At 72.1% G+C, this 14,149-nt stretch carries 12 protein-coding genes and 1 riboswitch; of the genes, 4 read left to right on the forward strand and 8 right to left on the reverse strand.

Going from position 1 to position 14,149, the window contains the following annotated elements; translation table 11 throughout:
• Positions 1-9: 9 nt before the first annotated feature.
• Positions 10-99, reverse strand: a riboswitch (ZMP/ZTP riboswitch).
• Positions 100-227: 128 nt separating this feature from the next.
• Positions 228-1,079 carry an LLM class flavin-dependent oxidoreductase gene (locus D1369_RS15420; RefSeq protein ID WP_007384210.1) on the reverse strand — a complete coding sequence of 284 codons (852 nt, stop codon included), beginning with the start codon at positions 1,077-1,079 and terminating at the stop codon, positions 228-230.
• 328 nt (positions 1,080-1,407) lie between these two features.
• On the opposite strand from D1369_RS15420, the gene D1369_RS15425 reads away from it, so the two are divergent.
• A complete protein-coding gene (locus D1369_RS15425) occupies positions 1,408-2,271 on the forward strand; it encodes a hypothetical protein (RefSeq protein WP_007384209.1) in 864 nt (287 codons plus the stop codon).
• A 261-nt stretch (positions 2,272-2,532) separates the two neighbouring features.
• Here the strand turns inward: D1369_RS15425 and D1369_RS15430 are convergent, their stop codons facing one another.
• On the reverse strand, positions 2,533-3,924 hold the full coding sequence (locus D1369_RS15430; RefSeq protein WP_118082487.1) for a PLP-dependent aminotransferase family protein: 1,392 nt from the start codon (positions 3,922-3,924) through the stop codon (positions 2,533-2,535).
• A gap of 46 nt (positions 3,925-3,970) precedes the next feature.
• Here D1369_RS15430 and D1369_RS15435 point away from each other — a divergent pair, with 46 nt between their 5' ends.
• From D1369_RS15435 to D1369_RS15445, 3 genes are read left to right on the forward strand one after another with little or no spacing between them, the layout of a single operon-like run.
• On the forward strand, positions 3,971-4,468 hold the full coding sequence (locus D1369_RS15435; RefSeq protein ID WP_007384207.1) for a carboxymuconolactone decarboxylase family protein: 498 nt from the start codon (positions 3,971-3,973) through the stop codon (positions 4,466-4,468).
• Positions 4,465-4,908 carry a carboxymuconolactone decarboxylase family protein gene (locus D1369_RS15440; protein ID WP_037901210.1) on the forward strand — a complete coding sequence of 148 codons (444 nt, stop codon included), beginning with the start codon at positions 4,465-4,467 and terminating at the stop codon, positions 4,906-4,908. Before D1369_RS15435 ends, D1369_RS15440 begins: the two co-directional genes overlap by 4 nt.
• Entirely contained in the window at positions 4,905-5,627 is a 723-nt protein-coding gene (locus tag D1369_RS15445) for an isocitrate lyase/phosphoenolpyruvate mutase family protein (protein WP_007384205.1), read from the forward strand. The genes D1369_RS15440 and D1369_RS15445 overlap by 4 nt, the downstream gene beginning before the upstream one ends.
• 6 nt (positions 5,628-5,633) lie before the next feature.
• On the opposite strand, the gene D1369_RS15450 is transcribed toward D1369_RS15445, so the two are convergent.
• From D1369_RS15450 to D1369_RS15475, 6 genes are all read right to left on the reverse strand, one after another.
• Positions 5,634-6,581: an ABC transporter substrate-binding protein gene (locus D1369_RS15450; RefSeq protein WP_007384204.1), complete on the reverse strand. Its 948-nt coding sequence runs from the start codon at positions 6,579-6,581 to the stop codon at positions 5,634-5,636.
• Position 6,582: 1 nt separating this feature from the next.
• Entirely contained in the window at positions 6,583-8,520 is a 1,938-nt protein-coding gene (locus D1369_RS15455) for an ABC transporter permease subunit (RefSeq protein ID WP_007384203.1), read from the reverse strand.
• Positions 8,520-9,626, reverse strand: coding sequence for a glycine betaine/L-proline ABC transporter ATP-binding protein (locus D1369_RS15460; RefSeq protein WP_037901208.1), 1,107 nt, complete (start codon positions 9,624-9,626; stop codon positions 8,520-8,522). Before D1369_RS15460 ends, D1369_RS15455 begins: the two co-directional genes overlap by 1 nt.
• The gene (locus D1369_RS15465) at positions 9,626-11,155 is read right to left on the reverse strand and encodes a GMC oxidoreductase (protein ID WP_007384201.1); all 1,530 of its coding nucleotides are present in this window, start codon (positions 11,153-11,155) and stop codon (positions 9,626-9,628) included. The genes D1369_RS15460 and D1369_RS15465 overlap by 1 nt, the downstream gene beginning before the upstream one ends.
• 49 nt (positions 11,156-11,204) lie before the next feature.
• Positions 11,205-12,731, reverse strand: coding sequence for an aldehyde dehydrogenase family protein (locus tag D1369_RS15470; protein ID WP_007384200.1), 1,527 nt, complete (start codon positions 12,729-12,731; stop codon positions 11,205-11,207).
• Positions 12,732-12,916: 185 nt separating this feature from the next.
• On the reverse strand, positions 12,917-14,128 hold the full coding sequence (locus D1369_RS15475) for a hypothetical protein (protein WP_237557662.1): 1,212 nt from the start codon (positions 14,126-14,128) through the stop codon (positions 12,917-12,919).
• Positions 14,129-14,149: the final 21 nt, after the last annotated feature.

The following is a 14,149-nucleotide window of genomic DNA, read 5'->3' on the forward strand; positions in this document are numbered from 1 at the left end:
CACGGATCACGGTTCGGCCCAGGCGCACGGCACTTGGTCACTCACAGGCCGCTCCCTGATGGTCCGTCCCATCCCAGCGCGCCAGTCACGGCCTGTCGGTCAGCCTACCGGGCACGTCGAAGGGCACCTGTGCGGCGTCCACCATGCGAGCGACGTGCGAGCGGCGGCTTCGAGGCCGAGTCGCGGGTGGCGGGTTCCGGCCTCGAAGCCGTGGCGGGGGGTGGACGTCAGAACAGCGCGTCGGCCAGACGGTCGATCTGGTCGGCGTCCGAGGCCCAGCAGTAGAGCATCACCTCGTCGGCACCGATGCCGAAGTAGGCGTCGGCGGTCTCTCGGATCTGCTGGGCTGTGGTGAGCAGGCCGGCCTCCATGTACTCGACGTGGCCGCTGAAGGCGTAGTAGTCACGGAGGTTGCGGCGGGCCCGGTCCAGGGTGCTGTCCGGGCCGAGAGCGACGTTCGCCTGGGCGACCAGGCGGGGGCGTCCGGGTCGGTCGTGCTTGTGCCAGGCCGTTTCGGCGTCGCGGAACAGCTTGGACATGAAGGTGGGCGGCAGGGCGGCGCCGAGGAAGCCGTCGCCGAAGCGGCCGACGCGTTCGAGGGCGGCGGGGGCGAACCCGCCGAACAGGACCTCGGGACCGCCCGGGGTGGTGGGGGCGGGGCCGATGGGACCGACGCCCTCTCCGTACGGCTCGCCGGACCAGGCGCGGCGCAGCCGGGTCAGCTGTTCGTCGAGGCGGCGGCCTCGGCGGTGGAGGTCGATGCCGGCGGCCAGACAGTCGTCCTCGCGGCCTCCGACACCGATGCCGAGCGTGAAGCGGCCACCGGAGAGGCGGTCGAGGGTCGCGGTCTGCTTGGCGAGCAGCGCGGTGGTGTGCAGGGGTGCGATCAGCACCTCGGTCTGGATGCGGATGCGGGAGGTGGCGCCGGCGAGGGTCGCGAGGGTGATGAGGGGCTCGGGGTTGTCGTAGACGAGGCGGTCGAGCAGGCCGAGGGTGCGGAAGGGGCTCGCGTCGGCGCGCCGGGCCCAGGTGAGCAGCTGGGCGGGGTCGTCGATGGGGAGGCCGAGGCCGATGTTCATGGGAGAGTCCTCCGGAGGGCATACGGGATCCGCCGGTCGGCCGGATCCGGTGCCGCCCCTCCGTGGTGCCGCGCGCTGTGCGCGGACCTGCTCCCGTTCTGCGGCGATGGTTCAAGAGAGCGTGTGCGTCAGAGTGCGCTGACCGTAACGCGGTCGGGCGGGGCGCGACAACGCCTTTTCGACGGTCGTGGGAGGACGCGGCGTGGGACACGGGCCACCCCCACTCCCCCAGTGCGGATCCCTCGACCCGATTCCCCGACCTGCCTCAGCCAGCCCGCCTGCGCCCATCGCCCACCACCTCCCCTAAGGTCACTTCGTGCTCTTTGGAATGGTGTGTGCTCTCGGTGCCGCGGTCTGCTTCGGGACGGCCACCGTGCTGCAGGCGATGGCGGCACGGGCGGCGGACACGGGCGGCGGTGACGGCGAGGGGACGGCGTTCGCGGTGACGCTGTTCCTGCGGGCGGTGCGGCAGTGGCGGTATCTGGCGGGGCTGGCCCTCGACGGGCTGGGGTTCCTGTTGCAGATCGCCGCGTTGCGGTCGGTCCCGATCTACGCGGTCGGCGCGGCGCTCGCGTCGAGTCTCGCGGTGACCGCGGTGGTGTCGGCGCGGCTGCTGCGGGTTCGGCTGAGCGGGAGTGAGTGGGGCGCGGTCGGGGTGGTGTGCGCGGGGATGGCGCTGCTGGGGATCGCGTCCGGGACGGAGGGCGACCGGGGCGGCCCTGCGGCCTTGAAGTACGCGATGCTCGCAACATCACTGGCGGTGCTGGCGCTTGCGCTGCTGGGCGGGCGACTGCCGGACCGCGGGCGGGCGTTGGCGCTCGGACTGGGGGCCGGTCTCGGGTTCGGGGTGGTCGAGGTGGCGGTGCGGCTGATCGACTCGCTCGCGCCGTCGGCTCTGGTGGCCAATCCGGCGACGTACGCGCTCCTCGTCGGCGGTGGCGCGGCCTTTCTGTCGCTGACCTCAGCGCTGCAGCGGGGGTCGGTGACCACGGCGACCGCGGGGATGGTGATCGGCGAGACGATCGGGCCCGCGCTGGTGGGAGTGGTGTGGCTCGGGGACCGTACCCGGGAGGGGCTGGCGTGGGTGGCGGTGCTGGGTTTCGCGGTGGCCGTCGCGGGGGCGTTGGCGCTGGCCAGGTTCGGGGAGGCCCCGGCACATTCCGCTCCGCAATCGCAGTCCCGAATTCCGTAAGGGTTACTCGGGCTACTGCCGGTACAGCCCGACAGGGCGAGCCATGGCTGGCCTGCGAGATCACCGCGTACGGACAGACCTGGCGGACCCGGCGGACCGTGTATCGGGAGCGCGAGGTGTACTCCCGCACCTATCCGCTGAAGGCCGGGCCCGCCGCCCTTCACCAGCCTGCGCCAGGTGGACACCGAACGCTTCCTGCGGGCCGCGTGCGAGCGGGCGGGCGTGGAGTTCGTGTGGGAAGCGCGCGTGCAAGTGGCCGCGTTATTCGGGCAGCACCGCGCACAGCGCCTCCAGCGCACCCGCCCAGGCGTGGTCCGGCGGTGTCCCGTAGCCCACGACGAGCGCCTCGCGCTCCTCGACGACGGCCTCGGGGTGCTGGTAGCGGTGCAGGCCGTGGACCGCCAGGCCCTGCCAGGCCGCCGCCCGCAGCACCGACTGCTCGCTGCCCGGCGGGAGGCGCAGCACCACGTGCAGACCGGCCGCGATCCCGGTGGCGTGGACCCGTGGGGCCCGGCGCGCGAGCTCGGCGACGAGGGCGTCGCGGCGGCGCCGGTACCGCAGCCGGGCGGCGCGCACATGACGGTCGTAGGCGCCGGAGTTCAGGAACTCGGCGAGGGTCAGCTGGTCGAGGGACCCGCAGGCGTCGATGCCGCCCTTGGCCGCCAGCACCTCCTCCATGAGGCCGGGTGGCAGTACCAGCCAGCCCAGTCGCAGGCCGGGGGCGAGGGACTTGCTGGCCGTGCCCGCGTGGACGACGTGATCGGGGTCCAGGCCCTGGAGGGCGCCGACCGGCTGGCGGTCGTAGCGGAATTCGCCGTCGTAGTCGTCCTCGACGACCAGTCCGCCGGTGCGGCGGGCCCACTCGACGACGGCCGAACGGCGGTCGCGGTGCAGGGTGGCGCCCATCGGGAACTGGTGGGCGGGGGTGAGCAGCACCGCGTCCTGGTCGGTCAACTCCCGTGGGTCCGTGCCGCGTTCGTCGAAGGGCAGCGGCACGGTCCGCAGACCGGCGGCCGCCAGCAGGTTCCAGTGCACGTCGAGGCCGTAGGACTCCACGGCGACCGTGCGGGCGCCCCGGGCCCGCAGCACCGCGCCGAGCAGGCGCAGGCCGTGCGAGAAACCGGCGCAGACCACGATGCGTTCGGGGTCGGCGCGCACCCCGCGGGCGCGGGCGAGGTACGCGGAGAGGGCGGTGCGCAGTTCGACCCGGCCGCGCGGATCGCCGTAGTCGAGGGCCTGGTAGGGGGCGGTGGCGAGGGCGCGGCGGGCGGCCTTGAGCCACTGGGCGCGCGGGAAGGAGGCGAGGTCGGGGGTGCCGGGGACGAGGTTGTGGGTGGGGCGCCCGGGGGTGCGGGGGCGGGGTGCGGCGGCCCCGGCGGGCGCCACGACCGTGCGGTCGGACACGTGCGTGCCGGAGCCCTGGCGGGCGGTGAGCCAGCCCTCGGCGACCAGGTCGGCGTAGGCGTCGGCGACGGTGTTGCGGGCGATGCCCAGGTCGGCGGCGAGGGCCCGGGAGGACGGCAGCCGGGTGCCGGGTGCGAGGCGGCCGGTGCGGACCGCCTCGCGCAGGGCGTCGGTGAGGCCCCGCCGGACTCCCCCGCCGGTGGGTTCCAGGTGCAGGTCGATGCCGGAAGTGGCCCACGATTTCGCCATGGAAGTGGACCATACTCTTGGGCTGCCTGGCTCCTAGGGTCGAGGCATGACCACAGAGGAAACCGTCCGCTACGCCCCCGAACACCCGGCCCGTCTGGCCTGGGCCCAGCACGCCCCCGAGGTCTACAAGGCGATGCTCCGCCTCGACACGGCCGCCCGGCAGGGCCTCGACCCCAGGCTGCTGGAGCTGGTGAAGATCCGCGCCTCACAGCTCAACCACTGCGCGTTCTGCCTCGACATGCACTCCAAGGACGCCCTCGCGGCCGGCGAGAGCGTCGAGCGGATCATCCAGCTCGGCGCGTGGCAGGAGTCGCGGCACTTCTACACGGAGAAGGAGGTCGCGGCCCTCGAACTGACCGACGCGGTCACCGTCCTGACCGACGGCTTCGTGCCGGACGAGGTGTACGACCAGGCCGCCAAGCACTTCGAGGAGGCCGAGCTGGCCCAGCTCATCGCCGCGATCACGGTGATCAACGCGTGGAACCGGTTCGGTGTGACGTGCCGGATGGTCCCGGGCCACTACGAGGCGGGGCAGCACCAGTGAGCCGTACGGACGTCCTGGACCGCGCGGTCGGCCGGGCCCTGTCCGCGCTCAGCGCCGCCGCGAAGAAGGGGCTCGGCGATGCGGCCCTCGCCGAACTCGTCGTCCTCCGGGCCTCGCAGCTCAACCACTGCGCGTTCTGCCTCGACATGCATCTGACCCTCGCGCGCGAGCACGGGGTGAGCGAGCGGCAGCTGGACCTGCTGGCCGCGTGGGAAGAGGCCGAGGGCGTCTTCGACGAGCGGGAGCGGGCCGCGCTCGCGCTGACGGAGGCGGTGACCGTCCTGACGGAGTGCTTCGTGCCGGACGAGGTGTACGACACCGCCGCCAAGCACTTCGACGACGGGCAACTCGCCCATCTCATCGGCCTGGTCGTCGCGATCAACAACTGGAACCGGGTGATGGTCGCCCGCCGGGTTCCGCCCGGGGGGTACCGGCCGTGAGCAAGGTGGACGTCTTTCGCGCCCTGCACCGGGGCCGCCTCCCGGGCGATCCGCTCGTCCTGCCCGGCCCGTGGGACGCGCTCAGCGCCCGGGTGTGCGAGGAGGCCGGGTTCCCGGCGCTCGCCACGCCCAGCGCGGGCATCGCGGCCGCCCTCGGTCACGAGGACGGGTCCACGCCGGCCGACGAGATGTTCGCCGCGGTGGCGCGCGTCTGCGGGGCCGTGGACGTCCCCGTGTCGGCGGACGTCGAGGGCGGGTACGGGCTCGCGCCGAAGGAGCTGGTGGAGCGTCTGCTGGAGGCGGGGGCCGTGGGCTGCAACCTGGAGGACTCACGCCAGGGTGTCCTCAAGGACCCGCGCGAGCACGCCGACTGGCTCGCCGAAGTGCGGTACGCGGCCGGTGACCTGCTGTTCGTCAACGCCCGCGTGGACACGTTCGCCTACGGCGACGGCGACCCCGAACGGGCCATCGAGCGAGCCGCGTTGTACGTCGCCGCGGGCGCCGACTGCGTCTATCCGATCGGCGCCCCGGCGCACGTACTGCCGTTGCTGCGGTCCGGGATCCAGGGGCCGCTCAACGTGCTCGGACGACTGGACGGCAAGGGCCCCTCGCCCACCGAACTCGGTGAACTCGGGGCCACTCGCGTCACGTTCGGGCCGGGGCTCCAGCGCCGGGCGGCCCGGCAGATGCGCGAGCTCGCCGACAGCCTCCGGACCTAGGCGGGTTCAGGACAGCCACGCCTTCCAGGTGGACTGGTGGCTGTCCACCCACTTCTTCGCCGCTTCCTCCGGCGTCAGCTTCTGGTCGGCGATCATCAGGGAGACCTGGTTCTGGTCCTCGGTCGTCCACTTGAACTTCTTCAGGAAGGCCGCCGCCTTGCCCCCGGACTTGGCGAAGTCCGTGTTGAGGTACTTCTGGAGCGGAGTGTGCGGATAGGCGCAGGCGACCTTCGCCGGGTCCGCGTCGCAGCCCTCCTTGTAGGCGGGCAGTTTCACCTCGGTCATCGGGACCTTCTCGAACAGCCACTGGGGGGCGTACCAGTAGGTCAGGAAGGGCTTCTTCTCCTTGGCGAACTGCTTCATCTGGGTGATCTGCGCGGCCTCCGAACCGGCGAACACCACCTGGTAGTCCAGGTCCAGGTTCTTCACCAGCGCCTTGTCGTTGGTGACGTAGGACGGGGACCCGTCCATCAACTGGCCCTTGCCGCCGCTCTCCGCCGTACGGAGCTGCGAGGCGTACTTGTTGAGGTTCTTCCAGTTGGTGACGTCCGGGTGCTGCTTGGCGAAGTACGTCGGGACGTACCAGCCGATGTGGCCGGTCACGCCGAGTCCGCCGCCCGCGGTGATCGTCTTCTTGTCCTTGACGTACCGCTGTTCCTGCTCGGGGTGGCCCCAGTCCTCCAGGATGGCGTCGACCCGGCCCTGGCTGAGGGCGTCCCAGGCGGGCACCTCGTCGACCTGGACGGTGTCGACGCGGTAGCCGAGCTTGTGCTCCAGGAGGTACTGGGCGACGGCCACGTTGGCCTGTGCGCCGACCCAGGACTGCACGGACAGGGTCACGCTCTTGGCGCCCTGGGCGTTGGCGAAGGGCGAGGCCTGCTTGGTCATGTCGGCGGCACCGCAGCCGGTGAGCAGCAGCAGGGATCCGGCGACGGCGAGAGTACGGACGCGCATGTCAGGCTCCCTTCCCCGTGCGGCGTTCCGTCGGCTGCGTGACCCGGTCGAGCATCAGGCCGAGGCAGACGATGGCGGCGCCCGCGACCAGGCCGGTCGCCAGGTCGCCCTGGGCGAGGCCGAAGACGGTGTCGTAGCCGAGCGCGCCTCCGCCGACCAGGCCGCCGATGACGACGACGGCGAGGACGAGGACCACACCCTGGTTGACGGCGAGGAGCAACGCGGGCCGGGCGAGCGGCAGTTGGACCTGCCGCAGCTGCTGCCAGCTGGTCGCGCCGAGCGAGCGCGAGGACTCCATCGCGGCGGGATCGACCTGGCGCAGGCCCTGCGTGGTGATGCGGACGACGGCGGGCAGCGCATAGACGACGGCCGCCGCGGCGGCGGGCGCGCGGCCCACGCCGAACAGCGCGACGACCGGGATCAGGTAGACGAACTGCGGCATGGTCTGGAAGACGTCCAGGACGGGCCTGAGCATGCGTTCGACGCGGTCGCTGCGGGCCGCCGCGACGGCGGTCGCGAAGCCCAGGACAAGGGTGACGGCGACGGCCGCGAGGACCTGCGACAAGGTGTCCAGGGCAGGCGTCCACACGCCGAGCACGCCGATCGCGGCCATGGCGAGGACCGCGGTGAGCGCGGTGCGCCAGGTGCCGATCAGCCAGGCGAGGGTGGCGACGATGAGCAGCACGGACCACCAGGGCAGCCCCTGGAGCCCGTTGCGGACCGGGTCGAGGACCCAGGTGGTGAAGTGGCCGGCCCAGTCGGCGGTGCCGCCGATGACGGGAACACCGGAGTACAGGTGGTTCGTCATCCAGTCGACGGCCCGGTTGACGGGCTCGGCGATGTTCAGGGTCCAGGCGTCGGGCCAGTCGAGACGGCCCAGCAGCCGCGCGGCGACCGCCACGACGACGGTCCCGGCGAGGGCGTACGCCCAGCCCGCACGCCCTTGCCCCTCGGTGCCGTCGCCCGCCGCGCCCGTGACGCGGTCGAGGACGACGGCCAGCAGCACGATCGGGATGCCGGCCGCGAGGGCCGCGCCCACGTCGACCGAGGCGAGCGCCTGGTAGACGCGGTCACCGAGACCGGCGGCGCCGATCACGGACGCGATGACAGCCATCGAAAGGGCCATCATGATCGTCTGGTTGAGGCCGAGGAGGAGTTCCTTGCGGGCCAGCGGGATACGGGCGGTCAGCAGCCGCTGGCGGGCGGTGGTGCCGAGCGACTCGACCGCCTCCAGGACCTCCTTGTCCGCGCCCTGGAGGCCCAGGGCGGTGAGGCGGGCCATGGGCGGGGCGGCGTAGACGACGGTCGCGAGGACGGCGGCGGGCACACCCATGCCGAAGACCAGGACCACCGGGAGGAGGTAGGCGTAGGCGGGCATGACCTGCATGGTGTCCAGGACCGGGCGCAGGATCTTGTCCATCCGGCGGGACAGTCCGGCGGCGAGGCCCAGCAGGACGCCGACGACGACCGAGGCGAGGACCGCGACGACCATCAGGGCGAGGGTCTGCATGGTGGGGACCCACATGCCGAGCACACCGCAGGCGAGGAAGGCCACCGCCGTGCCCAGGGCCAGCCTGACGCCGGCGACCCGCCAGGCCACGAGGGCGCCGAAGACGGTGACACCGGCCCAGCCGGCGCCGAGCAGGACGACGTACACGGCGTGTACGGAGATCACGACCGCGTTGCTGACGTAGCCGAAGAAGTAGAGGAACAGCGGGTGGCTGTCACGGTTGTCGATGATCCAGTCGCTCGCGCTGGAGAGCGGCTTGGTCAGGTCGACGGTGAGGGCGGCCGGCCAACTGCCGCTGGCCCACTGGGCGTTGGCGAGGGGGACGAGGACGGCTGCGGCGAGGGCGATGAGCAGGAGCTTGTGGACCGCCCGGTGCTTGAGCAGACCGGTGGGCAGGGCGCGGGGCGTGGACGCGGTGACGGTAGCCATCAGACCGCCTCCTTGCGGGGCTCCGTTCCGGCCGCCCCTCCGCGGAGTTCCGTTCCGGCGACGACGCCGAGCAGGCGCTCGTGGTCGACGACGCCGAGGCACCGTCCGTTCTCCACCACGCAGGCCGGCCTGCCACTGCCGGCGACAACCTTGATCGCGTCGGCGACCACGGCGTTCGGGGCCAGCGCGCCCGGGTGGGTCGGGCCCGCGCAGTCGCCCGGCTTCATGGCCCGGCGGACCGTCATGACGTGTTCGCGCGGTACGTCCCGGACGAACTCGCGGACATAGCCGTCGGCCGGGGAGCCGACGATCTCCTCGGGCGTGCCGAGCTGGACGACCTTGCCGTCGCGCATCAGGGCGATGCGGTCGCCGAGCTTCAGCGCCTCGCTCAGGTCGTGCGTGATGAAGACCATCGTGCGGCCCTCCTCGCGGTGCAGGCGGACGACCTCCTCCTGCATGTCCCGCCGGATCAGCGGGTCGAGGGCGCTGAACGGCTCGTCGAAGAGGAGGACCTGCGGGTCCACCGCGAGCGCCCGCGCGAGGCCGACACGCTGCTGCTGACCGCCGGAGAGCTGGGAGGGCTTGCGGTGCTCCATGCCCTCCAGGCCGACCTTGCCGACGACCTCGGCGGCCCGCGCCCGGCGCTCCGCCTTGCCGACGCCCTGGATCTCCAGTCCGTAGGCCACGTTGTCGAGGACCGTGCGGTGCGGGAGGAGGCCGAAGTGCTGGAAGACCATCGCGGCCCGGTGGCGGCGCAGTTCACGCAGCCGGGACTTGTCCATCGCGCGGACGTCCTCGCCGTCGATGCAGATCGTGCCCGCCGTCGGCTCGATGAGCCGGGTCAGACAGCGCACCAGCGTGGACTTGCCGGAGCCGGACAGGCCCATCACGACGAAGACCTCGCCCTTGCGGACGTCGAAGCTCACGTCCCGGACGGCCGCCGTACAGCCCGTCCTCGCACGCAGGTCGGCGGGGTCGAGGGCGGACAGCTCGGCGTCCTCGGGGACGCGCTCCGCCTTGGGGCCGAACACCTTCCACAGTCCGTCGACGGAGAACACGGCCTGGTCCGTCGTCGGCGGCCTCTCCACGGTCGCGGTCGTACTCATCACGCACCACCTCCCAGCAGGTCCACGGCTTTCTCACCGACCATGAGCACCCCGATCATGGGATTCACGGCGGTCATGGTCGGAAACACGGACGCGTCCGCGATACGGATGCCGTCCAGGCCGCGGATCCTCAACTCGGGGTCCACCACGGCCAGTTCGTCGTCGGCGGCACCCATACGACAGGTGCCCGCCGGGTGGTACACGGTGTGCGCGACCTTGCGGGCGTACTCGCTCAGCTCCTCGTCACCGGTGACGTCGGGGCCGGGGCACACCTCCCGCTTCAGCCAGTCGGCCAGCGGTTCGGTCGCCGCGATCTCCCGGGCGATCCTGATCCCGTCGACGAGGGTGCGGCCGTCGTAGTCGTCCTCGTCGGTGAAGTACCGGAAGTCGAGGGCGGGCTTCACCTCCGGGTCCGCGCTCGTGAGGTAGAGGCGGCCGCGGCTCTTGGGCTTGGGGATGTTCGGGGTCATCGAGACGCCGTACGCCGGGCGTTCGTAGCCGAGACGTTCGGGGTTGTCGGTGAAGGGGACCTGGTAGAAGTGGAACATCAGGTCCGGGCCCGCGTGCTCGGGGTCGCGGCGCACGAACAGGCCCGCGTCGGAGTCCATCGCGGAGTTCTCGGGGATCGGGCCGTTCGTCTCCCAGACGATGACCGACTCGGGGTGGTCGAGGAGGTTCTCGCCGACGCCGGGCAGGTCGTGGACGACCGGGATGCCGAGGGCTTCGAGGTCCTTGCGGGGGCCGATGCCGGAGTGGAGCAGCAGACGGGGCGAGTCGACGGCGCCCGCGCACAGGAGGACTTCACGGCGGGCCCTGATCAGGGTCTCCTGGCCGTCCTTCGCCCGCACGTGCACGCCTTCCGCCCGCGTGCCGTCCAGCTCCAGCTTGTACGCCCAGGTCTCCAGCAGGATCGTGAGGTTGGGCCGCTCGTCCATCACCGGGTGCAGATACGCCACCGACGCCGAGGAGCGCTTGTTGTTCTCCGGGTGGTAGGCCAGGTCGAAGAAGCCGACGCCGTCGTCGAACGGCTTCTTGTTGAATCCCTCGACCCGGGGGACGTCGAGGGCCTTCTGGGCCGCGTCGACGAAGTCGCGGGCGATGGCGTTCCGGTCCTTCTCGTCGACCGGGACGATGTTGTTCTTCAGCCGGGCGTAGTACGCCTCCATCGGGACCGCCCCCCAGCCCTTGGCGCCGGCCTCCTCCCACTCGTCCCAGTCGGACGGCAGCGGCTTGAAGGCGATCAGGGTGTTGTGGGAGGAGCAGCCGCCGAGGACCCGGGCGCGGCTGTGCCGGATGTGGGAGTTGCCGCGCGGCTGCTCGGTGGTCGGGTAGTCGTAGTCGAGTTCGCCGCCGAGCAGGCCCATCCAGCGGCGCAGAGTGAGGACGTCGTCTCTGCCGACGTCGCTGGGGCCGCCCTCGATGACGGCGACGGTGACGTCGGGGTTCTCGGTGAGGCGGGAGGCTATGACGGAGCCTGCTGTTCCACCTCCGATGACGACGTAGTCGTACTCCTGTTTGGACTCGGACATGGGGGTACTCCAGGGAAGTCTTGAGGCGAGGAGAGGGGGGCGAGTGGGCTCAGCCCGCGAACCAGCGGACCGGCTTCGGCGCGAGGTTCTGGTAGACGTGCTTGCTCTCGCGGTACTCGGCGAGGCCGGCGGGGCCGAGCTCGCGGCCCACTCCGCTCTTGCCGAAGCCGCCCCACTCCGCCTGCGGGAGGTAGGGGTGGAAGTCGTTGATCCAGACGGTGCCGTGGCGCAGCCGGCCGGCGACCCGGCGGGCACGGCCGGCATCGGCGGTCCAGACGGCGCCTGCGAGGCCGTACTCGGTGTCGTTGGCGAGGGCGATCGCCTCGGCCTCGGTGCGGAAGGTCTCGACGGTGAGGACCGGTCCGAAGACCTCCTCCCGCACGACCCGCATCTCGCGGTTGCAGCGGTCGAGGACGGTGGGCTCGTAGAAGTAGCCGTCGGCGGGACGCTCGGGCGACGGCTCGGGGCGCTGTCCGCCGGAGCGCAGCACCGCGCCCTCGGCGAGCGCGGAGGCGACGTAGGACTCGACCTTGGCGCGCTGCTGCTCGGAGACCAGCGGCCCGCACTCGACACCGTCCTCGGTGCCGCGGCCGAGGCGGATCTTCGAGGCCCGGCGGGCGAGTTCGGCGACGAAGCGGTCCCGGACGGACTCCTCGACGATGAGGCGGCCGCCCGCGGAACAGACCTGGCCGCTGTGGATGAAGGCGGCGTTGAGGGCCTGGTCGACGGCGGTGTCGAAGCCCTCGGTGGTGGCGCAGGCGTCGGCGAAGACCACGTTGGGGTTCTTGCCGCCGAGTTCGAGAGCGACCTTCTTCACCGAGACGGCGGCCGCCTGCGCGACCTTGGTGCCGCTGACCAGGCCGCCGGTGAAGGAGACCAGGTCGACGTCGGGGTGCTCGGCGAGCCGGGCGCCGACGGTGTGGCCGGGTCCGGTCACGATGTTGGCCACGCCTTCCGGCAGGCCGGCCTCGACGAGCAGTTCGATGAGCGCGATGGTCGTCATCGGGGTGATCTCGCTCGGCTTGACCACGAAGGTGTTGCCGGCCGCGAGCGCCGGGGCGATCTTCCAACTGGCCTGGAGGAGCGGGTAGTTCCAGGGGGTGATCAGCGCGCACACGCCGACGGGTTCGTGGACGACGACGCTGTGGATGTCGGTCGAGCCGGCGTCGACGACCCGGCCGGGGGCCTCACCGGCGACCAGGTCGGCGAAGTAGCGGAAGGCGTCGGCGACACAGTCGATGTCGACCCGGCCCTCCTCCACCGTCTTGCCCGCGTCCCGGCTCTCCAGGAGGCCGAGTTCTTCGCGGTCGCGTACGAGAAGATCGGCGACGCGGCGCAGCAGTGCGGCGCGTTCGGCGACGGGAGTGAGCGGCCAGGGGCCCTGTCCTGAGTCGAACGCCCGGCGGGCGGCGTCGACCGCCAGGTCGGTGTCCTTCTCGTCTCCCTCGGCGACCACGGCGAACGGCCGTGCGTCGGCGGGGTCGAGGATTTCGCGGGTGGCTCCGGAGACGGCTGCGCGCCACTCGCCGCCCGCGTGGATGGTGTGCGGCTCCTGCCGCGCGTGCTGTCCGGCCATGATCGGTGTTGCCTTCCGTTCCTGTTCGGTTCCCCTGTGTCACATGGGTGTCACTCACGGGGACCGTCGTCGCATGCCCCCGCGACGCAATTGCATGCGCAATCGGTGGCCGAAAGTGTGCTGGCTCACTTAAAATGCGGGCAGAACAGGATGAAAGGGACGGAGATGCGCGGCCTGGCGTCGGTTCAGTCGATCGACGCCGCGTCGCAGGCGTAGGGCGCACAGAAACCGGAGAGAGCGGTGGTCAGGAGTTCCAGTTCGTCCTGGCCGCCGTCGCTGTCCGGGCCGTATGCGGCAATTGCGTAGATTTGGCCGTCCTGAGCGACGAACCGCTCGTCGTAGACGTGCCAGGGGCCGATGTCCGGTTCACCGCCGAGGGAGTCGGCCCGGTACTCCAGCCGTTCGCCGGTGAACCCGTCCGCCTCGACGGGCCGGAGGTCCAGCTTCTCGAAGCCGTCCGGCTTGCGGGTGTCGGCGGAGAGGTACAGCGCGAAGGATGCCTCCGGGGACTCCTCCGCGACCTGGTACACCTGCAGCCGGCGTTCGCCGTCCGGGCTGCGGTAGTTGACCACGTCGATGCCGTACTGGGACGCCACGGTGGTGCGTGCCCAGCCCGTGGGCCGGGCGATACGGAAGTGCTCCTCGTCCTCGTACAGCTCGTATCCGTCGGGGAGTTGGGGCGTCGAGGCGAGCGGGGACGCCGTGTCCTCGGTCGGCGAGGGGGTCGAGGGAGGCGGTGACCCGTCGGGGCCGCTCTGCTGCGAGACGGCTCCCGTGGGCGTCGGGCTCGCGCCGCCGGCCTTGTCGTCCTCGTCCCCGCCGCCGACGACCAGCGTCAGCACCAGGGTCACGGTGACACCGACGGCGGCAATTCCGGCGAGCGCGGACCACAGGAGCCGGCGGTCTCTCCCGGCGGGAGGCTCGGTGACGGCCGGCTGACCGGCGGTCGACCAGGCGGCCCCCGACCACTCGGCCGACGGGGCGGATCCGCCGCCGAGCTGCTCGACGGAGGACCAGCCGCCACCGGGGGCACCGGGATCGCCGGGCCCGTGCCAGGTGCTGCCGCCTCCGGCACCCGGCCAGCCGGCGGAAGGGGCGGGCGGGGGCGGCGAGGCGGGCGCGGAAGGCGCCTGCGGTTCCGCGGAGCCGGACGCCGGCGGTTCCGCGGAGCCGGACCCCGCGGAACCGCCGGCGTCAGGAACCGTCTCCGTCCCGGCCGCCGGCGGCCACACGGGCGCGGCGGACCCCGCGGAGGAAGCGGCGGTCCCGTCGGCGGACGGCATCGCGTCCGGCCGGGACGGTGGCGGCGGAGTGAGGGGGCCGGTCACCGTCCGGGTCCCGTCCCCGTCCTCCCACCGCTGCGTCTCCTCGTTCCAGTACCGCACTCCCCCGCTCATGGCGTCCCCTTCCCACTCACC

It is taken from the genome of Streptomyces sp. CC0208 (assembly GCF_003443735.1).
In the GTDB taxonomy this organism is placed as follows: domain Bacteria; phylum Actinomycetota; class Actinomycetes; order Streptomycetales; family Streptomycetaceae; genus Streptomyces; species Streptomyces sviceus.